The organism is Gimesia aquarii (assembly GCF_007748175.1).
In the GTDB taxonomy this organism is placed as follows: Bacteria; Planctomycetota; Planctomycetia; order Planctomycetales; family Planctomycetaceae; genus Gimesia; species Gimesia aquarii_A.
This window is the reverse complement of record NZ_CP037422.1, coordinates 3,502,821-3,523,842: the sequence shown is the minus strand read 5'-3', so window position 1 is coordinate 3,523,842 and position 21,022 is coordinate 3,502,821. Positions and strand designations below refer to the sequence as shown.

25 protein-coding genes are annotated in these 21,022 nt (G+C 45.3%); 17 read left to right on the top strand and 8 right to left on the bottom strand.

Annotation, left to right across the window (positions count from 1 at the left end):
• Positions 1-51 precede the first annotated feature (51 nt).
• Both V202x_RS13525 and V202x_RS13520 read left to right on the top strand, forming a co-directional pair.
• A complete protein-coding gene (locus tag V202x_RS13525) occupies positions 52-594 on the top strand; it encodes a cysteine hydrolase family protein (protein ID WP_144986738.1) in 543 nt (180 codons plus the stop codon).
• A gap of 207 nt (positions 595-801) precedes the next feature.
• On the top strand, positions 802-1,689 hold the full coding sequence (locus V202x_RS13520) for a hypothetical protein (RefSeq protein ID WP_145175620.1): 888 nt from the start codon (positions 802-804) through the stop codon (positions 1,687-1,689).
• Positions 1,690-1,713: 24 nt separating this feature from the next.
• On the opposite strand, the gene V202x_RS13515 is transcribed toward V202x_RS13520, so the two are convergent.
• From V202x_RS13515 to V202x_RS13495, 5 genes are all read right to left on the bottom strand, one after another.
• Positions 1,714-2,007, bottom strand: a complete 294-nt coding sequence (locus V202x_RS13515) for a hypothetical protein (protein WP_145175617.1) — start codon at positions 2,005-2,007, stop codon at positions 1,714-1,716.
• A gap of 35 nt (positions 2,008-2,042) precedes the next feature.
• Positions 2,043-2,756 (bottom strand): DUF899 domain-containing protein, encoded by a 714-nt coding sequence (locus V202x_RS13510; RefSeq protein WP_145175614.1) that lies wholly within the window; start codon positions 2,754-2,756, stop codon positions 2,043-2,045.
• 98 nt (positions 2,757-2,854) lie between these two features.
• Positions 2,855-3,367, bottom strand: a complete 513-nt coding sequence (locus tag V202x_RS13505; protein WP_145175612.1) for a DinB family protein — start codon at positions 3,365-3,367, stop codon at positions 2,855-2,857.
• A gap of 34 nt (positions 3,368-3,401) precedes the next feature.
• Positions 3,402-3,851: an SRPBCC family protein gene (locus tag V202x_RS13500; protein ID WP_145175609.1), complete on the bottom strand. Its 450-nt coding sequence runs from the start codon at positions 3,849-3,851 to the stop codon at positions 3,402-3,404.
• A gap of 24 nt (positions 3,852-3,875) precedes the next feature.
• Complete coding sequence (locus V202x_RS13495) at positions 3,876-4,223, bottom strand: ArsR/SmtB family transcription factor (RefSeq protein ID WP_145175606.1); 348 nt, start codon at positions 4,221-4,223, stop codon at positions 3,876-3,878.
• 209 nt (positions 4,224-4,432) lie between these two features.
• Here V202x_RS13495 and V202x_RS13490 point away from each other — a divergent pair, with 209 nt between their 5' ends.
• On the top strand, positions 4,433-5,140 hold the full coding sequence (locus V202x_RS13490; protein WP_197993378.1) for an alpha/beta hydrolase: 708 nt from the start codon (positions 4,433-4,435) through the stop codon (positions 5,138-5,140).
• A gap of 38 nt (positions 5,141-5,178) precedes the next feature.
• Here V202x_RS13490 and V202x_RS13485 read toward each other — a convergent pair whose 3' ends face one another.
• The gene (locus V202x_RS13485; RefSeq protein WP_145175602.1) at positions 5,179-7,437 is read right to left on the bottom strand and encodes a penicillin acylase family protein; all 2,259 of its coding nucleotides are present in this window, start codon (positions 7,435-7,437) and stop codon (positions 5,179-5,181) included.
• A gap of 209 nt (positions 7,438-7,646) precedes the next feature.
• On the opposite strand from V202x_RS13485, the gene V202x_RS13480 reads away from it, so the two are divergent.
• The 10 genes from V202x_RS13480 (at position 7,647) to V202x_RS13435 (ending at position 14,482) form a co-directional block, all read left to right on the top strand.
• On the top strand, positions 7,647-8,228 hold the full coding sequence (locus V202x_RS13480) for an RDD family protein (RefSeq protein ID WP_197993377.1): 582 nt from the start codon (positions 7,647-7,649) through the stop codon (positions 8,226-8,228).
• A 20-nt stretch (positions 8,229-8,248) separates the two neighbouring features.
• Positions 8,249-8,896, top strand: a complete 648-nt coding sequence (locus tag V202x_RS13475) for a suppressor of fused domain protein (RefSeq protein WP_145175596.1) — start codon at positions 8,249-8,251, stop codon at positions 8,894-8,896.
• A gap of 37 nt (positions 8,897-8,933) precedes the next feature.
• Positions 8,934-9,236 (top strand): hypothetical protein, encoded by a 303-nt coding sequence (locus V202x_RS13470; protein ID WP_145175593.1) that lies wholly within the window; start codon positions 8,934-8,936, stop codon positions 9,234-9,236.
• A gap of 82 nt (positions 9,237-9,318) precedes the next feature.
• Positions 9,319-9,654, top strand: coding sequence for a hypothetical protein (locus V202x_RS13465; protein WP_145175590.1), 336 nt, complete (start codon positions 9,319-9,321; stop codon positions 9,652-9,654).
• Between the two features lie 17 nt (positions 9,655-9,671).
• Positions 9,672-9,908 carry a hypothetical protein gene (locus tag V202x_RS13460; protein WP_145175587.1) on the top strand — a complete coding sequence of 79 codons (237 nt, stop codon included), beginning with the start codon at positions 9,672-9,674 and terminating at the stop codon, positions 9,906-9,908.
• A 315-nt stretch (positions 9,909-10,223) separates the two neighbouring features.
• Entirely contained in the window at positions 10,224-10,778 is a 555-nt protein-coding gene (locus V202x_RS13455) for a DUF4375 domain-containing protein (protein WP_145175583.1), read from the top strand.
• Positions 10,779-10,903: 125 nt separating this feature from the next.
• The gene (locus tag V202x_RS13450) at positions 10,904-11,221 is read left to right on the top strand and encodes a TfoX/Sxy family protein (RefSeq protein WP_197993376.1); all 318 of its coding nucleotides are present in this window, start codon (positions 10,904-10,906) and stop codon (positions 11,219-11,221) included.
• An 82-nt stretch (positions 11,222-11,303) separates the two neighbouring features.
• Positions 11,304-12,629, top strand: a complete 1,326-nt coding sequence (locus V202x_RS13445) for a glycosyltransferase (RefSeq protein WP_145175577.1) — start codon at positions 11,304-11,306, stop codon at positions 12,627-12,629.
• A gap of 167 nt (positions 12,630-12,796) precedes the next feature.
• Complete coding sequence (locus V202x_RS13440; protein ID WP_145175574.1) at positions 12,797-13,882, top strand: hypothetical protein; 1,086 nt, start codon at positions 12,797-12,799, stop codon at positions 13,880-13,882.
• 18 nt (positions 13,883-13,900) lie between these two features.
• Positions 13,901-14,482 carry an HD domain-containing protein gene (locus tag V202x_RS13435; RefSeq protein WP_145175571.1) on the top strand — a complete coding sequence of 194 codons (582 nt, stop codon included), beginning with the start codon at positions 13,901-13,903 and terminating at the stop codon, positions 14,480-14,482.
• Here the strand turns inward: V202x_RS13435 and V202x_RS13430 are convergent.
• Together V202x_RS13430 and V202x_RS13425 are read right to left on the bottom strand one after the other, a co-directional pair.
• On the bottom strand, positions 14,479-15,360 hold the full coding sequence (locus V202x_RS13430; protein ID WP_145175568.1) for a carbon-nitrogen hydrolase family protein: 882 nt from the start codon (positions 15,358-15,360) through the stop codon (positions 14,479-14,481). The two genes, V202x_RS13435 and V202x_RS13430, sit on opposite strands and share 4 nt — an antisense overlap.
• 45 nt (positions 15,361-15,405) lie before the next feature.
• Positions 15,406-17,343 carry a PQQ-dependent sugar dehydrogenase gene (locus tag V202x_RS13425; protein ID WP_145175565.1) on the bottom strand — a complete coding sequence of 646 codons (1,938 nt, stop codon included), beginning with the start codon at positions 17,341-17,343 and terminating at the stop codon, positions 15,406-15,408.
• 720 nt (positions 17,344-18,063) lie between these two features.
• Here V202x_RS13425 and V202x_RS13420 point away from each other — a divergent pair.
• The 4 genes from V202x_RS13420 (at position 18,064) to V202x_RS13405 (ending at position 20,970) form a co-directional block, all read left to right on the top strand.
• On the top strand, positions 18,064-18,549 hold the full coding sequence (locus V202x_RS13420; RefSeq protein ID WP_145175562.1) for a hypothetical protein: 486 nt from the start codon (positions 18,064-18,066) through the stop codon (positions 18,547-18,549).
• Positions 18,550-18,578: 29 nt separating this feature from the next.
• Positions 18,579-19,250 carry a hypothetical protein gene (locus V202x_RS13415; protein ID WP_145175559.1) on the top strand — a complete coding sequence of 224 codons (672 nt, stop codon included), beginning with the start codon at positions 18,579-18,581 and terminating at the stop codon, positions 19,248-19,250.
• 82 nt (positions 19,251-19,332) lie between these two features.
• Complete coding sequence (locus V202x_RS13410; protein ID WP_145175556.1) at positions 19,333-20,238, top strand: GNAT family N-acetyltransferase; 906 nt, start codon at positions 19,333-19,335, stop codon at positions 20,236-20,238.
• A gap of 30 nt (positions 20,239-20,268) precedes the next feature.
• Positions 20,269-20,970, top strand: a complete 702-nt coding sequence (locus tag V202x_RS13405; RefSeq protein WP_145175553.1) for a class I SAM-dependent DNA methyltransferase — start codon at positions 20,269-20,271, stop codon at positions 20,968-20,970.
• The last annotated feature ends 52 nt before the right edge of the window (positions 20,971-21,022 follow it).

The window sequence follows — 21,022 nt, the reverse complement described above, 5'->3', positions numbered from 1 at the left end:
TCAATTGTTTTGGGTTTTAAAAGATCACTGTAAAGAATGTGAGGCGATTCAATGAGCCGTGCGCTGTTAGTCATCGACGTGCAGAATGAGTATTTTACTGGAGCTTTGCCCATTACCCATCCCGCAGGGCATCTGGAAAAGATTTTGGAAGCGATGGATGCAGCGGCAGGTTCTGTACCAACCGTTGTGATACAACATTACTTTCCAGATTCAGATAAGCCGTTCTTTCAAAAAGGAACACCGGAATGGGAACTGCACCCTGAGGTAGCATCTCGTTCGTATGATCATCTCGTTCAGAAGACATTACCGGGAAGTTTTACAAGTACCGATTTAGAAGAATGGTTGCGTGATCGTGGTGTGGATACCATCACAATTGCAGGATACATGACGCACATGTGCTGTGACACAACAGCGCGACAGGCAGTACACCTAGGATTTACCGTTGAGTTTTTGGGTGATGCGACGGGGACACTCTCTCTCTCGAACTCTGCAGGAGAAGTGACGGCAGAAGAGTTGCATCGTTCGGTTCTTTGCGCACAGCAGATGATGTTGAGTGAAGTACTGGATGTGCAAAGCTGGACCGAGCGAATTTGATGATGATTCCTCGCATTTCTTTTGATTTGATGTCACTATTTCAGAGGTGAGCCAAGTCATGACTAACTGATTCTATTTATGAGTCAACTACATTTCTTTCAAAACGGAGATTAAATTCACTTCCTGCTTTTTTTTAAAATTTTCTGATGAATCTCGAGTAAAATAAGCTCAAACTTCTTTGATGACTCTATTAAGGAAGGGTGAGCCATGGAAACTGTTGACCGAGATCAAGTGGCTGAGAAATTAGAGGAATTGAATTTCTATTGGTATCCCAAAATTTCTTATCGGTTGGAAACCATGTTTCCTCGCATTGATGGGTTCTTCATTAACGTCCAAATCAGGGATAAGGTTGATTTGGTACGGCATCTTGAGCCTCTGCTGGGAACGATGCTTCTGAAAAAAGAAGTCGTTTTATTTCTCTCCAAAGGGAGTCAATCAACACTCTTCGATGTGTTTTTAATGGGCTCATTGTGGGCAGAAAGCACGTTGCATACCGTGATTGTATTTACGAATTTACGTGTGTTCTGTATTCGCACCGATAGGATGGGAATTCCACATAAGACATTCTGGTCAATTTACTATAGCCAAATTGATGAGATCGTTTCCACGATTCTTGGCTATACAAAGATTTGCCTCAAAGATGGCAACAATTTGTGGTTTTCCGGATTTAACAAAGAAGCACAGCAAAGTATGCAGTGCCTTGTTGAGGAGATTGGACTGGAATATCGGGATAAAGGATTTGATCCTGCAGTGACTCAATCACGAGAGCAGCTTTGTGGTCACTGCTTTAGTGTGATTCCACCGAATATCTATCAGTGTGAGTGTTGTCGTGCTACCTATTGGACACCTTCCGAAGTTGGAATTCGCAGTTTTATCTTCCCTTCCTGGGGCGATATTGTGATGAGGCATTATGCATTGGCCTGCGCTGAGTTTTGTGGTTTTTTGTTATTGGTCCTGCTCACCTTGATCGCATTTTCTGAGGGGAAGTATTTCACAGGACTAGCAATATTTTTCATCGCGAATTTGGCAGATGCCGCATTGAGTGTGCAAATCGCTACGAAGGGCCTGCACCTGAAAAAAATCCCCAAGAAATAGATAAACATTTAAGGTGTTGTCGAATCAGTGTGTACTCCAGGAGAGCCACCGTCGCTTGATGATCAAACTAATCGCAAACACAAGAGAAATACTGCAGAATGTGACCAGTAAAATTCTAAGATACCCGGCAACTGGTGTCGAAAGTCCGACACCAGTGAAGAGGGCAATATATGCAGCAATACAGGCAGGACACTTAGGCATTAATGCCAGAACGATTCCGGAGAGAAGACAGCTTAAAGTCGGTAGAAATTGTTTTGAAGGTTTACCGATTGTTGGTGTTTCTCTGAGAGAAGTTCTGCAGTGGCAAGATGAACTCATAATCAACTTTCTTTTGCGGAGCAACACTCGTCTTTTCACTGTGCGGTATTGTTGGTATTATATTTATCGTGATGTCGTACCCAATCCATGGTTGTTTTCTCGTTGCGTCCGTTGGGAGTCAGGTCAAGAAAATTGTGTGCTCCCAGTAAAATGTCAAGACCGCGGGTATAAGTTGAATAGGTGTGATATATGCTGCCGTCGGCTTCTTTGACGAAGACACTCAAGCCGGGCATTTCCTCTGCGACTTTCCCTGTCTGTTCATAGTTGTAAAAGGCTGCTTCTTCAGCGATTTGCTCTTTTGTAAATGAGACACCAAAATCAAAGTTGAAATTGCTGCCCGCTGAAGAGACCCAGGGAAAAGCCCAACCCATTCTCTGTTTAAAATCCTGAAATTCGGCGAAAGGTGCCCGCGCGACGGCAACCAGAGAAACATCGTGGTGAGCCAGATGGAGATTGATCCCATCGAAATGATCAGCGAGAAAGGAACAGGAGACGCACCCTGCCTTCCAGCCAGGGCCGTACATGAAATGATAAACAATCAGTTGACTGTTGTTGCCAAAAAGATCTGAGAGTGTTTGTTGACCTGATTCTGATTCAAACAGATAGTCCTCTTCGACTTTGACACGTGGTAACTCTCTTCGTTGGCGCGCCAGATCGTCCAGTTCGTGCCTCACAGCTTTTTCTTTGATGAGTAATTCGCGACGGGCTTCGAGCCACTGATCGTGAGAAATAATGGCAGGGGATGACATTTGAGTTGTCCTCTTGAAATGAATGTGAAAGAAAGAAAGAAAATGCCGCCGCACTTAGATTGTCGAGAGTTTGCGACGGCATCTTGAATCGTTATGTATTAAGCAAAGACTGGTTCCATGCCGAGTGTTGCTCGAATTGTGGCGATTTGACCGCCGTGCACAAAATCATGTTGTGCTAATGTATGTACGGCAGTGATCGCATCAGGGGCAATCTGCGCGATCTCTTCCGGGGATGTCTGCCAAATGGCATCACCTTCTAAACTCTGAGCCCACTTAATCAGCCTCGTGCGGGCTGTTTCCATCCGTTTCAATAATTCTTCACGGTCGGGATAGTCGGCAGGGTTGTCGCTGGGAGTCGTTCCGTTGATAAACAACTCGGTATGTCCTTCCGGCAAACAACTGGGCTCATTGCAAAATAACGAAACGAACAAGTCGTCCGCATAAGCGACATGGCCCATCACCCACAGGGCATGGTTCCCTGCTCCACCAGCGCGCACGTGTAATTGATCATCAGATAACGTTTCCAGTAATCCAAGTAAAAAATTACGAGAGCGAGGCAGTTGTTCCGCAGCGTGTTCTACAATTGATGGGGTTTGTTGTTGTGTTGTCATAAATAATCTCCTGATTCTGTTTTTATAAGGGGTTTTAAGCTGATTGTTCAGCACGTTGTTTGATTTGACCTAACTGGTACTCCCAGCCAGGAGTCACATGTTCCGCATGTGAGGGATCAATATTTCCAATGGCCTGATGCAGGAACTGTAGTGTGGTGGCTTCACCCTTTTCGATGAGTCGGTATTGCATATGTGACATGACCGGATAGGACATGAAGAGCGGCCCGTTGATTTCAATCAGAGTGGGTGGCTTGATGACCTGGACAGTTCCCCAGAAATGCCCTGCCCCTTCTCCAAGATCGCGAAACCAGCGACCGCCGGGCCACGCTTCCAGTTTCATAGGCAAAGGAGTTCCATCCGGCATTTCGGAAGCAGGTCCCAATTGTTCGAGTAGCGATTCGTACGCCAGCTGAATCGGCGCGGCAATTTCGATAGTGCGCTCGATATATAACGACGTCTGATTTTGATCTGCTGCTGTTACCATGTTTGGTTACCCTTCTTTCTCTTTCTAGGATTTCTCTTGTTTCGCTGCTTTGGCCTTAGCCTCAGCAAGTGCTTTGACTCCAGCCAACTGGTGATCCCAGAATTGTTCAAATGTTTGTACCCAGTCAAAAACTGGTTTGAGTTGTTTGGCGTTGAGGCTGTACCAGCGGTGTTTTCCGTCCTGTCTCACATTCACGAGCCCCACCTCCCGCAATACGCGAAGATGTTTCGATACTTGTGGTTGTGCCACACCCATCGAGTCCACCAGGTCATTCACAGAACGCTCCTGACCTGCCAGATGATGGATGATTTCGCGCCTGCGTTCTTCCGCAATGGCATTAAAAGCGTCGGTTGTTGTTGGTGATCTAGGCATGTCGGTCATTATATTCCCATATAGGAATATGTAAAGTCCTTTTTTGGAACGAAAATCAAATTTTGTGAAAGTCGTCGTTGTGATCGCGATTGGTGGAACTTAAGATCCTGTGCCTTCGCGAAGAGTTTGTCAGGCGTGAAGTCTAGAGGCTGTCAGGTTTTGAAGATCGGACCGACTAATACATCTTCAGTGAATAAGAGATGCACTTAATGATGAATTTAGAAAAACACACTCTGACTAGTTCTTGCGGTGAATACAGACGCCGAGTGTGGTACTTACCTGCCGAGGACCCACCTGTGAGAATCGGGATTTTTCTCGATGGTGAATATTACATCAATCAAATGGATGCCCCTGCGCAATTGGTCGCGTTACAACGCGAAGGACTGATTCCTCCGATCGCATGTCTGTTTGTTTCTTATGAAAATGGAGAAACGCGTCACTACGACTTTACCTGCAATGATCGTTATGCGCGTTTCATTACCGAAGACCTGATTGAGTGGATTCGAAGTCAGAATGCAGGAATTTCCAAGCAAGATTGCTTGATCGGTGGGCTGAGTTTGAGTGGACTTCAAGTGGCTTTTACTGCTCTAACTACACCTAAGGTCTTTTCATTCACACTTTGTCAGTCTGGATCTCTGTGGTGGAATCAGGAATGGCTCACGAGTTACTTACGAAGTTATTCTGGTAACGGAGATAAATTTTGGATTAGTGTGGGTGATCAGGAAACAGATTCGGGAATCGTTCATCCTCCGACTGACTTAGTACAAGATGTCGATCAGATATCGGCGGTCAGGCGATTTGCAGATGCACTAAAGGCGCAAGGAGAGAGTGTGCATTATCATCTCTTTGCAGGAGGGCACGATCCAAAGTGTTGGGAAGCCGAATTTTCTGATGCGATGCAATGGTTGTTAGGATGATGAGTCATATTTTAAATAGAGACGCATGGCTGAACCGGCTATTCTCCCGGATGATACGATCGGCTGGTGTTCTTGCGAATTTCATCCATCGTAAACCAGGCCGGTTTGAATTGACCGTTTGCATAGAGCGGTGCCTGATCCAGGTAATGAGGTGATTTTGGATTTGTGCTTTGTCCATAGGGGACAATCGATTTCGCACGAATTCCCTTCGGATCGAATTCGATGACGCTGACGTAGGAATGGCCGTGAAAACCATATCTCTTTTTTGAGCCGGGAACTTCACGCGACAGATGTGTAAAAACCATTCCGACACGAGGGTGACCTCCGGCAAGAGGAAAGCTCTTTCCTTTGTCACCAGCTAACTGCCCTGCTCTGCCGGGGCGCTGATGCCGAAACACTTCGCCATATTCAATACGCCAATCACCAAACCTGTTTTCTAAATCTTGTTTTACTACAGATAGCAGTTCGAGCGTTTCGATGTCGTTTGGTTTGACTTGTTGAATTCTTCGTCCCATTTTTTCATACCATAAATGAAACAGTGTCGACGCTACAGAGTCTTGTTTGCATTGCTGGTCCCAGGATTTGAGTTCGTTGACTAATGGCTTAACGGATTCTGCCAGTCGAGCATGTCGCTGGTTTGTGGTTTCACTTTCAATGGATGAGAGAGCTTTCGACATGCCTGAAATCCAAGTGTTGGCTTCATTCACGTGAGTATCCCAGGCGGCGTCAGACCAAGTGTTAAAAGTAAATTTGTCATTCCCGGACAAGATCTTCTTTGATATTTTGACTCGGTTATTGTCCTGGTCTCGATGGCCTAAATAGCGAGGGTATTTCTTACGCTGCGGACTTTCTTTCATTGTACATGTCGTGAACGGAGATGAATTACAGTTCTGCATCCAGCCACATGCCGGGTTCAGAACCTGTGGTAGTTCATGCAGTGTGTGGTAGCCCGCCCATTCTGTTGCAGATGTGTTACCGGGGACCGGTTTGGTCCAATCGATCGTTGGATCGCGTCGGGGTGTTGCTGAGTTGTAAACATACCACGTGTTTCCTTCAACGTCGGCATACATGATGTTGTGAAAGACCAGCGCGCGTTTTGAAACTGCTGCCTGGAATTCATTGCGGTTTTTGGCTTTTGCCATTTGATAGAATTGCTGCGGCATGCCTCCCTCACGAATCATTGCCGTGCGAATCGCATAGCCTTTCTTGTTAAACAGAATCAAGACAGGGCCGTGATGAGTTTTTAAACAGGTGATCTCTTGTTCGATCAATTTTCCATTGGTTTGCTTGATTTTAATCGTCTCTTTCCAGGTTTCCGCTGTCAGCCACTGGTCGTTAAAACGATACTTTAAAGGATCATATGGATGATTAAATGATTCCACATAGACATCCACGATATCCGGATAGTTGACCGTCAGACTCCATCCCAGTTTTTCGTTGTGCCCAGCAAAGGGAAACAGGAAGCTACCGTATGCGAAACCACCTGAAATATTTAAACCGGTTTCGCTGTTCAGATGCCCTTCATAGACTTCGTTGAGCGGGATATGAGGATTGATCAGCAGCATTGCGTTTCCGGTGGCACTGCGACTGGGGCCGATGGCCCACATGTTTGAGCCATCTTGTTCCTCCTTTGGTTTTGGTTCTGGCAATTTGGTTTTGTTCTTTTTGGAGTCTGCCTGCTGTTTCATCACTTTTAACAGATGCCGGTATTCTGGACTCTTGGTCAATAAAGCGAGATTCATGGTTCGACTGGCTGCCAGCAGATGCCACGGTTCGAACCGCCTTATGAGTACAGGTTGCTCTTCGGGGTGATTCGCGACGTAATAATTGAGCGCATCCGCATAGGCGATCAGAATGGTTTTGAAATCATCGTCAGTGGCTGCAAATTCGGCCTTTGCGTGCTTCGGAACTTCGTTGATGCGCATCAGACGGTCCATCGGAAAACCGCCTGGTCCGATTAATTCTGCGGAACGTCCCATTCCGCTAAGCAGGCTTTTTTGGATTTTTTGAAATTCATCTTCTGCACGTGCATAGGTAAAACCAAAGACCACACTGGCATCGGTTGGTCCTGTGACATGTGGCACGCCGTACGTGTCTCGGTAGATAGTCGTTTTCTGTGCGAGTTGTTTCGCGCGATCGAGGCTTTGTGTAAGTAAGACACTGGCGTTTTGTTTTGCTTTTACTTCTGTCGACTGATTCTCGACGGCTTCTGAAATGAGTGGGCTGATGAAATAGAATAAAAAGGAGGCAATCCCCAAGAAGTAATTTTTTATAGAAGAATAGGTTTGCTGTTCCATTTCGTCGGTCCTTCTTTCGTATGCATATAGTGCTCAAGCAAAAATTTATTAGAAGCCGGTATGAGTGTGAAGTCAAGTAGGAACGGTAATCAGAGGCTTATTATGAGTTTGCATATTAGCCTGATGGCATGTACTCTATTGAGATGTATGTTTCTGGTCGAAGTGATCTGGTTTTGATAGATAATTTGCTTTTTAGAGGATCAATTTGCATGCCCGAATATCAACATGATCGATCTTTGGGTGAAGGTGTCTACTTTACCTCCGATGATTATATTGGGATCATGCGCCGGATTATCATTTTTATGGTTGATGTAACTGTGTTAATTTTATTACAGGCATTGATCACGATAGTCCATGACTTGCTGACAGGTGACTATGTGAGTGAGACTCCCATTTGGATCTGGTTATTTTGTGTTTGGGGCTATCTGACTGTTGTCAGAGCTTCAAGAATTCGGACAGTTGGTTATTGGGTGACCAATTCGAAGATTGTCAATCTTAGAGGAAATAAGCCTTCTGTATTTCGAATGACATATCGTCTTTTACTCAGCACTTTTATGTCGTTTAATTACATCTACGATCTAATGTGGTCTGCTGTTGATGAAGATCGCCAGACGCTGACCGACCGTTTTGCAGGGACTTGTGTTGTTAAGAAAAACTCCGCGCCACAGGGACGCTCTGAAATTCATCTTGCCAATTATTGTGCTTTAGGCTTTATCTATGTTTATCAACGCGTGACACGACCAAAACAGTTCGATCAGAAAATGTCATCGAAAGAGAACGAGTCAGTTTAGCCAGCATTGGAAATATAACGATGTGGAACTGGATTAAGAGAATTTTCTCACGCGAAACATATGATGAAGCTGCTGCTGAGCAGTGGTATGAAGAGAAAAGCAATCTGATGGAACATGTATTGGGCAAAGAGCATGACATGGTGATGCATTCTTTGATTCCCTATGCGGTGGGAGGTGCGCTCCATGGGTATTATTATCCAAATGGAATTGAAGGAGTGGGGATTGCTACCAAAGATTTGTCAACTCTGCCTAGAAAAGGTTCCAATAATGATTTTTTTGACTGTTATGAACTTGTGATGTTTACTAGAGAGAAATTTTCTTTTGAAGAGGCGCTTGATAAGAGCACCAGTTTCGGGCAAATACATCATCATCTCAAGGCTATCCTGAATGTGGTTGCCCCCTACGGTGCACAGGCGACGTTAAATCCTGCTGAAACCTGCGAATTTCCAGAGGATATGGAAGAAATCGGGGGAAAATGTTTGATCTTTGATCGCTATGGTTCGTTTTCTGATAGTGAGCTGAATTCTTTTGGTATGATGGTCGTGATTGAGGTATTTCGGAGAGAGATGAACTATGCTCGACAAAAAGGTGGTAACAGCTTGATTAAACGATTAAAAAAGGCGGGCCATTATCCCTATTCGGATTTGGATCGCGATTCGGTTGTTTGAGAATTTCAAATGATATTCAGTGGAGGACACACACACAATGGATCCTGCAACAATTGGCTTGATTGGCGGTATTGGTGGCACGGTCATTGGCTTTATGGGCGGTGCAATCGGCACCTGGTTCAGTATTAAGAATACGAATGGTCCGCGGGAAAAATCGTTGATGATCCAGATGTCTGTGATCTTGTGGACGATCATCTTAACGTTTCTTGCGCTAATGTTTCTCTTGCCAGTGCCTTACAAGCACTTGCTCTGGATCCCGTACGGAATTGGTTTGCCCGTTGCCATTCGATATTGTAACCGGAAACAGCAGGAAATTCGCAAGACAGAAGTCAGTCACTGATCGATTTCACCACTCGAATACAGATCTGTCACTCAATTATTATCATTTTTATGTGGGACAAAGCTTCATGGGATCTTCTGGAATGGTGTGGCAAGTTATGTGGTGGCTGTTGTTTCTGCTCGGATGTGTTGCGCTCTATTTCACTCTGACCTGGCCGACAGTCAAAGGAAAATCATGTTTGGTGGTATCGTTATTGGTGGTTTTGAGTGTTGAATTATTAACCCATTTACTGCAACTGTTTCTCAATGACTCAAATAATATGATGATGGGGCCTGATCGTTATAAACAAATCCTGTCATTCTCTTTTTTGTTAAATTGCCTCTCGGTCGCTGGCAAGATTTTATTCGTCATCGCGCTATTTCAGTTACGCTCCCAACTGCGGCAATTCAAAGCGGCATTGTCTGGTGAAACGGGCTAAGCCCAAGGAGTCAACACATGCAGCCATTCGATTTGATAATGATTGTTGTACTCGTCCTGTTTTTATTGTTGATGTCCCTGATTCTTGTGCGGTGTGTGAAAGACTTATCTCGGCATAAAGGGAGCACTGGATCAGGTTCTGGTGGGATCATCGGGATGATGGTGGAAATGGACCGTATCGTGAATCCCTTAAGCGAGCACGTGACGGAAGCGAAAGAGGTTGAAAGGCAGGAAGAGGAAATAGGCGGCGATTAGTTTTTATGGAAAGTAATGTTTTGCATTAAGATATTTCTATTATCGTAAATAGCAATGACTTCAGTAAAGAACAGCATGTCAGGAGGCGTTCGTTTGAACAAACCCGCCTACTGTCCGTATTGTGCTGACCCCGTCTCTGGCGAAGCAGTGACGTTGTGGGATGATCGTGTCTATTGTCGCAAATGTGTGGAAGACGTTTCGCCCGAGCTTTTTGAATTTATAGCTTTGCCTTCCAATAATATGAGACACAATATGTTGTCAAATCATGGTTGTATTATATTATTGAATGAGAGTTCTTAAGAAAGGCGAGGGGAAATGACGGGTGAGGAAGTTGAAAAATCCATCATTGAATGGTTACGCCAGCATTACCCTGAAGAACCGGACTGGCAAAATACGAACTTCCACTGTTTTACAGATGAACCACTCGAGCTAAAGATGATTCCGGTATTTCAAGCAATCGAATATAATATAGATAACGGTGGCTGGTCTCAATTTTTGTGGAATTGCTATGGGACATGGCCGCGAATGGTAGAGATTGCCGCGGATGGGTATGAATTAATCGGGGCACGGCCACAGCGGGAAGCGCTTGAATTGCTTCGCGAAATACTCGCAGCTCATGAAGTTGAATGTGCCAGTTTCATGCGGAAAGCTGCCAAAGAAAGAGGCTCTACAATCTTTGCTGAGTTCACAAAACGAAGTTATGCTCAACCGGGAAATGATTGGCAGGATCTCTTCTATTATAATTCTGGAATCAATGAATTACGCTTAGCGTGGTTGGCTCAACATGCGACTCAGGTTAGAATTCTCATGTCCAAAAAACAAACATTGAGGTTATGGCTTAAACAGATATTTTCCTGGTCAGCCAATTGAGAAAATCAAGTGGAAACAGTTTTAATCGATATTTGCCGGAAAGAAAAGGAATCTCAGGTCGAATCACAAATTCCTAAAAATATGGCGAAAGAATATTTCAAGAAATATCTGACCCAATAACTAAGTTGAGGATCGAAGACGAAGTTCCATATTCGTTAGAAGTCAAAGACTTCTTCAGTGGTGCTGCCCTGTATGCCGATGGAACGATTTGTGCTTCATGGTCGCCTCAGGGGCTGGCTTTTAAGTTACCGGAGCAAAAAGCAGAATCGCTGATTGCTAAAGGTAAGGCGAAGCCGCTCAAATATTTTCCAAAGGGCCATGTCAAAAAAGGGTATGCGCTGTTTGAAGATCCTGAGAGTCGAAAAGCAGTCACATGGAAAAAATACTTTCTGAAAGCAGTTCAGCAAGTATTGGTGATTCAGCAGGTTGATGGATGTATTTGAATGTCTATCATTCTACAATACACGATTTTACGGATCGCTCAGTGATTAACTATTAATCAATCTTATACATCCATTAGTTGATATGAATATATTGATCATCACCGTCGGTACCCAGGGGGATGTGCAGCCTTATGTCGCCCTGGGTAAAGGGCTCAAGGCCGCCGGCCATTCTGTTACCGTTTGCACCTGTGCCTATTTTGAGTCCTTTGTCACTGCACATGGATTAGATTATGCGTTTATGAATGATGACCTGATTAAGTTCATGCATTCAGATGACGGTAAGATTGCGATGGAAAATACGGGGAACCTGTGGGAAGCAATTCGTACGGCGATCAAAATCATTCCCACCGTCGGCCCTATGCAGCGTCGCCAGATTGATGATTCCTGGCAAGCAACGCAAGCCGTTCAGCCTGATCTCATTCTCTATCATCCCAAAGCACTGTGTGCTCCCGATTTTGCTGAAAGATTGGGTGTGCTCAGTATCATTGGATTCTATTTGCCTCTGTTTGCTGTCACCGGCGACTTCCCCGCGATGGGATTGCCGCAGTGGAAGCTGGGGCGTTGGTATAACCGGTTGACGCATGGGTTGATTAACAAAGCAACCTGGTGGGGAATGAGAAAGCATATTTCGGCGTGGCGGAAAGAGAATGACTTGCCGCGCAAGCAGGGAATTGATTTTTTGAACCAGTCAGACGGTCAACCAGCACCCGCACTGTACGCGTTTAGCGAATCTGTGATTCCCCGACCGACAGACTGGCCTGAAAACGCAAGGGTGTCCGGATACTGGTTTCTGGACCAGATCGACGATTGGAAGCCTCCGGCTGAACTTCAGGAATTTTTATCCAACGGTGAGCCGCCGATCTACTTTGGATTTGGCAGTATCTTTGGGCAGGACCCTCTGCGTTTGACGAAAATAATTGTCGAAGCTGTGAAAGCAACGGGAGTCCGTGCGATTCTGGCCCGTGGCTGGGGGGGCCTTGATCTGGATCAAATCGAATTACCGGAGACCATTTTTAAGCTCGATTTTGCGCCGCACGACTGGTTGTTTCCTCAAGTGGCAGCCGTGGTGCATCATGGGGGATGTGGAACGACAGCCGCGGGTCTGCGTGCCGGGCGGCCTTCGATCCTTTGTCCTTTCTTTGGCGATCAACCTTTCTGGGGTAGCATTATCGAAAATCTGGGCGTGGGGCCGACTCCCCTGCCCCAAAAGAAACTGACGGTCGAAAAATTAAGCGCCGCGATTCGTCAAGTCACCACAGATACTGCCATGATTGAGAAAGCCGATCAAATCGGTCAGAGGATTCGAAGCGAAGATGGTGTTGCCAATGCCGTTAAATTCATTGACCAATGGTTAGCACGAGATTCTGAATTATCACTCGTTGATAGAAAATCAGATGGTTTACAATGACTGGTTAGTTTTCGTGATGCTTTACTGGGGCCTTTTGTTATTTTCTTGATACACTGCATTTATTTGTTACGCTGATGAGTACCCTGACATGTAAGAAACTGATGCAGTATTATCTGTGATAGTTGTTCTTCAAATGATTAATCAGTTACTGCAGAATTGGAATCGCCATGAATGACAACGAAAAAAATGATTCTTCGCAGTCGGGTGAGCCGACAAAGCCTGACTCTGTCAGTGGCGAACTTCCCGCACAGTCAGCGCAATCAACCAGTGCTGGAGGCTCCTCAAGTGCCGAGAGTCAGTCGGCTGATCGTCCAGCGTTCAAGGACCGAAGTACCGGGCTGATCATTTTTGGGTTGCTGCAAATTTTCATGGGGGGCTGCTGTGCCTTGATGATTCCATTGATGTTGCTATCGCTGGCTGTCGCCCCTGATGTCAATCCCCAACTGGATACACAGACGCTGGTTCCAGCAATTGGAATTTATACCCTGTTGGCGGTGCTGTTAATCTGGTTGGGAGTCGGTTCATTTCTTGCCCGCCGTTGGGCGAGAGCGCTGACATTAGTGCTGGCGTGGATATGGCTTGTCATCGGCATTATGGCGATGATCATGATCGCCGTTTGGATGCCGAACCTGTTCAACATGATAGGTCAGGATCAGAAGATTCCACCGGAGATGCTCCTGTTTATGCAGGTGGTGATGACGGGCACCATCGGTTGCATGTATCTCTTCCTGCCTGGAATCTTCGTTCTGTTCTATCAAAGTAAGCATGTGAAAGCGACGTGCGAGATGAAAGACCCTCATGTTCGCTGGACTGACAAGTGTCCGCTGCCGGTGCTGGCAATGAGTCTGATGCTGGGTTATAGCTCCTTATCGATCTTCTATTCGGCGAGCTACGGTTTTGTGACACCGTTCTTTGGAATCATATTGAAGGGACTCTCAGGTGGTTTGGTGATGTTGGCCTTTTCTTTACTTGCCGTTTATCTGGCCTGGGCAACATATCACTTGAAAATTGTAGCCTGGTGGACGATGCTGATTGCATACGTGACTTTCGGCATATCAGGCATAATCACTTTTTCACGCATCGACATGATGGACCTTTATAAAGAAATGGATATGCCCAAGGAACAGTTAAAAATCATTGAGCAATCCGGAATAGTCGATCGGATGAATCTGCCCTTGATGTTCAGCCTGAGCTTTGTCGTGTTCGTGGGGTACATGCTTTGGGTCCGCAAGTACTTCGTCTCTAGTTCCTGAATATAGAAAATGTTTTTTATGGACAATTCACAACTTCAAGATCGCCTGGAGTTTCTTCGCCGCGCCGAGCGTTTGAAAGACACCCTTCGCAGTGGTCATACTACCGAAGGTAGAACCGAGAGTGTGGCTGACCACACATGGCGTTTAACGCTGTTAGTCATTACGTTTTCAGATTTATTACCAAATGTTGACTTGCTTCGACTTTTAAAGATTTGCGTTCTGCATGATTTGGGTGAGGCGATTAATGGTGACATACCTGCTCCCTTTCAAACAGGCGCAGCTCCCAAATCTGATAAGGAACGAGCCGACTTTGAATCTCTGCTGTCGACGTTGCCCGCACACCTGAAGTCTGAGTTCTTGTCTCTGTGGGACGAGTACGAAAACATTGAATCCAATGAAGCACAGATCGCCAAAGCACTCGATAAGATTGAAACCCTCATACAACACAATCAAGGTCGGAACCCTAAAGGTTTTGATTACGCGTTCAATTTGGATTACGGAAAACAATATACGGACGCCGTGCCGCTGGCCTCGCAGTTACGTGCTCTTATTGACAAAGACACAGCAGCTAATGCGGCACACTCTCAGCGCGGCGGTTAACGATTAAGCGGGCCATAAATTTCCGGCCGGCGATCCTGAAGGTGATTATTCTCTTTTGCCTGTGAAAGGTTGATGTCACAAATCAAAATTTGGGGCGCATCCTCTTTGTCGTTCTTGTGATCCTGCTTTGCGAGCACTTGTCCTCGTGGCCCGGTGACAAGGCTTTGCCTGGGGTGAGTAAATGCAATGAAGCATTGGTTCTCGTAAGATCGAGTTCGCATCATGGCTTCGTTCAAATCGTTATGAAAACCGTAAGTTGGATTGAGAATCAGACGCGCCCCTTGGAGCCTTAACGTCCTAGCTGTTTCGGGCCAACGGCGATCGGCGCAAATCATCATACCCACTTTGCCCCAGGGAGTGTTCCAAACGGGCAAGGCCCGCCCTGGTGCATACTGCAAGTCATGAGCTTGCAGGTGCGTTTTATGATACACGCCAATTAGTTTTCCCTGATCACTCCACAAGCCAGAGGCGTTAAAAGCCCGCCCTTTTTCCAGCGACGTAAAACCAAAACAAAGAAACATATGGTGTTTCTTTGCCAGGCGAGCTACGTTTTTAAGGTACTTGCTTTGGTCGAGTGGTTGAGCAACCGTATGAATTTTCTCCGGAGTAGAATCTTTGGCAGTACTCGCATAACCATCGAGCCAGCACTCTGGGGTGATCAACACGTCGGCTTTTTTTTGGGCAGCCTGGGAAACTGCTTTCTCAAAAAGTTGGTAGTTTGACTCCAGTTTCCATTTTTCCGGAACTGCTCGCATCAGCGCTAAACGAACTCGATTGCGGGCACTTGGTTTTGTTTTTTCCTTTGCCAAACCAGTTTGTGTACCGATTAGAGTGATCACGATCAAAAAACACCAACTTCGGCAGATGAATTTGCTCATTGGAATCACCTCTCGCAAATCGAAAAATAGATCTGTCCTTACCGTCTACTCTTTTTCAAACCGGAAAATTCCTTCGCCGCCTTTGACGGTTTGAACTGTGTAATACAGCTCTCCGTCTTGATCGGTTCCAAATGCCATGACGGGAATCCCACCTGAGCTGATTTGCAGATTGCGAATGACTTTACCAGACTCTTCATCGTATTCGAGCGCCCAGATTTTTCCGGAGACAAAGTCGGCGTAGACATACATGCCTTGCAGTTCAGGCAGCCGCTTGCCCCTGTAGACGATGCCACCGGTGATGGAACGACCAACACCGTGATCGTATTCCCAGATTGGATCGATGGGCGCGTCTTTTGCAGTCTCGGGACGATTACCAAAGTTGCGTGTGCCTTCGCGAACGCTCCAGCCGTAGTTGCCACCTTTTTTAATAATGTTGACTTCTTCCCAGAGATCCTGGCCGACTTCTCCTGCATACAAAGTGCCGGTTTGAGGATCAAAGCTCAACCGCCAGACATTGCGAACGCCGTATGCGTAAATTTCAGGTTTGGCTTTGGCGCGATCGACAAACGGGTTGTCTGCGGGAATCGCATAGTTCTTGCCGTTTTGTTTGTGGTCTACATCGATACGTAAAATGGAACCGAGTAAGGTTTCCAGATCCTGACCGTTGCCGAGTGGATCATTGCCGGAACCGCCGTCTCCCAGTCCGATATACAGATACCCGTCCGGACCAAAGGCAATTGATCCACCGTTATGGTTACCATAGGGCTGGTCGATTTCCATTACGACTTGCTCACTGTTGGCATCAGCGCGATTGGGATCGTCTTTTGAAACTTGAAACTTGGAAACTATCGATCGACGGGGGCCTTCCGCTGCGGAATAGTAAACGAAGAACTGGCCATTTTCTTTGAAGTCAGGATGAAAGGCCAGGCCTAACATGCCTTCTTCATTGTTCTTCTTCCAGGGGGCGACCTTAGGTCGGATGTCGAGAAACAGCTTGGTTTTCTTTGGCGACTTCTTATCGATGACATGAATCATGCCGTTCTGCGTCGCGATAAAAATACGACCGCTATCATCATTGGCGTGAGTCACAATCATCGGTCGCAATGGAACGACTTTTCCTGTTTCTTCATTGACGGCTTCCCAACCTTCCCATTTTAAATTGGGGAATGCGGGAACGCCTTTGAGTGCCAGTTTCCCATCACTGGGATCCTGTACCGAACCATCTGCGGGGATCTCTCTGATTTTGATATTTCGGAATGAAACCAGGTCGTTATGATCCTGCAGACAGATATGTCCTTTGGTCGGTTTTCCGAATTTAGGGAACTTCGAGAACTTGCTGGCGGCGACCCGTTTATCCCAGTCGGCGCTCCCTTTATTGAAACGGAAATATTTCACCCCATTCATAACGACTTCGGATCGGTCAGGCCCGACTCTGAGAAAGAGGTGATTCCACTTACCGGCGGGACGTGTGGCATCCACGACGGCGGGTGTTACTTTTTTGCCTGCCTTTTCTGCTTCGATCATCCATTTGGGTGTTGCTGGTTTGTAAAGTTGGTACAGCCAACCTGCTTTTTGGGGATCGTGTCCATCGACGTTATCTTGAATCTGAATTTCCGGCCCGGTGCGCCAGGGGGTCTTTTCTTCTTCCGTGACGTGAAACATCAGGCCGCTGTTTCCCTCTTTGGAAATGCGATACTCAAGCGAGATTTCGAAGAATTCAAACTGATCTTTCGTGATAATGTCGCCAGCCCCTTTTGCGGAACGGGAAAGAACACCGTCTTTAATCGTCCAGCCATCACTGACATTGTCTTTTTTATAATTACGCCAGCCGTTGGTTGTCTTTCCATCAAAGAGCAGTTTCCAGCCGCTACGTTGTTCAGCTTTCGAGAGGCGATTTAATGAATCATCGGCACCAGCGGTAGCCACGACAAGAGAAAGGCTTGCTGGAATCAACGTCAGCATCAAACATAATTTATTGCGCATCACGAATGAACTTTCTTAATGAATTGTTAATCGACTGGAATCGATGGAGTGAGTATCAACTTGGAGTGAGGACGATTTCTTCTTATTACTGTTATCCAACATTTTCCAGGCAGAATCAACCACAAAGGCAGGCTGACTTCTCAAATTTTTAATGCCATCGAAAGGGCGATTGTGTATACTCATTTTTACAGAAACGAGTCTGGATATTAAGTAACGTGGATTGTTTCTACTGAAAAACAAGTTTATCAGATTAGAGGTTCTACTTTTGGAACAAGCGAATCAGTCATCAGAGCTAACACAAGAATCAGCGCAACCAGCATGCTTGGCGACAGAACCCAACTCGAATACAGTATTTTTGGGGATCGCCATAGGCATTTGGGTGTTCCCACTTCTCATATCCTGGGGCTTGTTTCTTTTCTCTCTGGGGGACTCGGAGTATCTTGGTTTCTGGGTAATCTCCCGAATTGGCCCCTTCGACTTGCTATTGAGCTCTATCTCAGAATATTGGTTATGTGTTTTTTCGCTCATAGTGGATATCGCATTCGTAGCTGCCATTTTTAAGATTTTTCGCTCACAACGCTTTCAATATTCTATTTTTGTTTTACTTGGAATACTGGCATGGTATATCTGGGGGCTGATTATGTTCGTAAACAGCATTCACATCGCATAATGGAGTTATTTAGCAGTTCAGTTTACATACTCAATGAAGGGAGTCTCAGAATGAAACGTTTTTTCCGGTCCTCATTATTTGGTCCACTTGTTGTCTGCGCCTTGTTTACTGTGCTTTATGCCGCGCCACCTACTACAAATAAAACTAAAACGCACGGCAATTCCTATAACATGTATACCAGTGCCCTGCATGTTGATGATTCCGGAGTGGTTGCCATTCCAGCACGTTATCGATGGAGTGTCGAGACGAGCTGGAGAGGAATCGACTTAAACGGCAAAAACCTTCCCGATACGCGTGTGATGCTGCGCTTGCATGATCCCAATCATAACTTCACCGCCCTTACAGCGCAGATGGACTTGGCGACTGCCGCAAAACTCCATCACGAACTGGGGAACATCATTGTGAAGAAACTACAGAATCCAGATTTTCAGTATCGGCCACAGCTTTATCGGCCCGATCAGATACCGACCAAGCGAATCATTGGCATCGATACGAAAGGTACTGCAATCGTTGAAGATGTCGACAAATCCCAATAACAATTCTTGCAAATTGGATCATATTGACGATGCGAAAGCTGGCCATTGGTAGGATCATTGGATTGATTATTGCTTTGGTCTTGATTTCTATCGCATATTCCTTCGGAGTATCTGCTTTTCGCTTCAAAGAAAATTTCCAAGAATGGATAGTAGCCCGACCGATGGAGACAACCATCGATTTGTCTCAGCCGGGAAAAGTCAGTGTTCCTTTTCATCAGACCTGTAGTATCTCGCACGGTGAGCTTATAGTTTTGGACTGTAATATTAAAGATGAAGCGGGAAATGTACCTGACGGACTACTGACTGGTTTATCGGCTTCGATTACATTCACCGATGCGGAAGGAAATGAGGTTGATAGCAGAGAACTGGTTCATTTAGGAGTTCATCCTCAGAATGGTCGGATCATACGGAATGTCGCTGAAGATATTATATTGGCCGACATTCCTACGTTTAGAACAGGGAATTATACGGCGACGATAATTGTAGAAGATGGAGTGGCTGCTTTGGCTGATTATCCACAAACGATTTATGCAAGGTATCAATTGTGTGGTTGCGAACAAATTCCTGTTTACACTTTGGGTTTTGTTTCATTCGTGATTGGTACAATTGGGTTGATTGTAATGCTGTGCGTCGTTGCCGGTTTGATACGATTTGGTGTCTGGCAGAATGTCGCATCAGAGAGTGTATCTTTGAGCCAATGAAAAAATAACAAGATATTTGGTTTGTTTTGTTTCGGAATCTACTCTTTCTGTTTTTATTACGATTAATCAAATAGATTGCAAAATGGTCATGAAAAAAATATCTTGTAGAGTCACTTTCTTTCATAAAAAGCTTTCCCCAATTATTTTTCTGTGTGCTTTATTCTATGTTATGACCATGCTTGTATTTGGAGTACGAGGAAATCCGATTTTCGCTATTTATTTCACCCCAATCATAATTATCGCTCTGTGGAGCATTTTGAAATCCAAAGAATTAAAAGTGCTTGATGAGGTATATGATGATGGGGACTCATTATTGCTCAGAAATTCAGGAAAGGAAATTAGAGTTAATCTTGGGGACATCAAGCATATAAGCTATGGCACTAAGAGGAGTAGGCGCCCGACTGTAATAATGAATTTTCGTCAAGACAATGAGCTGGGCACTGAAGTTCGTTTCTGGCCAGCCGGAGAGGATATTCTTTCATGGGAAGAAAACAATGATATTGAAGAGTTGATCGGGAGGATCTACCAAGCAAACGCAAAATACAGAGAAATTCAAATAGAAGATATCTCAGCACTTTTTGAGGTGCGGATTGCGACCTGGGAAAATTCAAACGGTGCGGAAGAGCTGGAATCTTTGGGGTATACTTATAATGTAGTGAAACAGATGCTGAAACATACGCATCAAGGTTGGCTTTGTGAGATTGAGAATCAGGTAGTTGGGTTTGCGATTGGCAATAGAGAAACGGGAGAGATGTGGGTGATCGCCGTACTGCGGGAGTATGAAGGGAATGGTATCGGTAAGAGACTGTTGACAATGGTTGAAGATTCGCTCTGGGCACGAGGCTGGTTAGAGATTTGGCTGACGACCGACCCCAATGAGAAGGTTCGCGCAGTCGGATTTTTCCGCCATCTGGGTTGGGAAGACTGGAAAATGGATGGCAACCGATTCATGCAGAAAAAACGATCAGTCGAAGCTATAACTGGCTAGGTTTTATACTTTCGCTTAATTGAGAACTAAATGAACAATCCTATGTATGACGAATTCGCCAGAGAATATGACTCGGCGATTCAAAATAATTCTTATAATGCCCATTATGAACGGCCATCATTACTCTCATTGCTCCCTGAAGTGAATGAGAAAACAGTGATTGATTTAGGTTGTGGGCCGGGGCTTTATTCTAAATTTCTGGTTGAGAACGGTGCCAAAGTCACTGCCGTTGATGGTTCTCAAGAAATGATTCAAATTGTAAAGGAAAAATTAGGTGATCAGATTGATTGCTATGTGCAGAATCTTGCTGATGGATTACCCAATGAACAGGATCAGACCTTTGATGTGGCTGTTTGTCCTTTGATGATTCATTACCTTGAAGATTTCACGAAACTGTTTACTGATATCAAGCGAATCTTAAAACCGGATGGCATTTTCATCTTTTCTACACATCATCCCTTTGTCGATTATCAACTCTCGCCCTCCGGCAATTACTTTTTAACTGAGAAAATTGTGGATGAATGGGATACGGTGGGGCGTCCGGTACGGGTGGAATATTATCGACGCCCTCTCACATCGATTATTCAAGCCATTGTCGATGCGGGGATGTATGTCATCACATTAACTGAGGGAGAACCTGCTTCGCACATGCAGGAATCGTCTCCGGAATCTTATCAAAAACTATCGACAGAGCCCGGTTTTCTATTTCTCAAATGTAAAGTAGTTTCGTAACCTTATCTTTACGTTATGATATAAATAAAAGACAGAATCGAATCTGATCGTT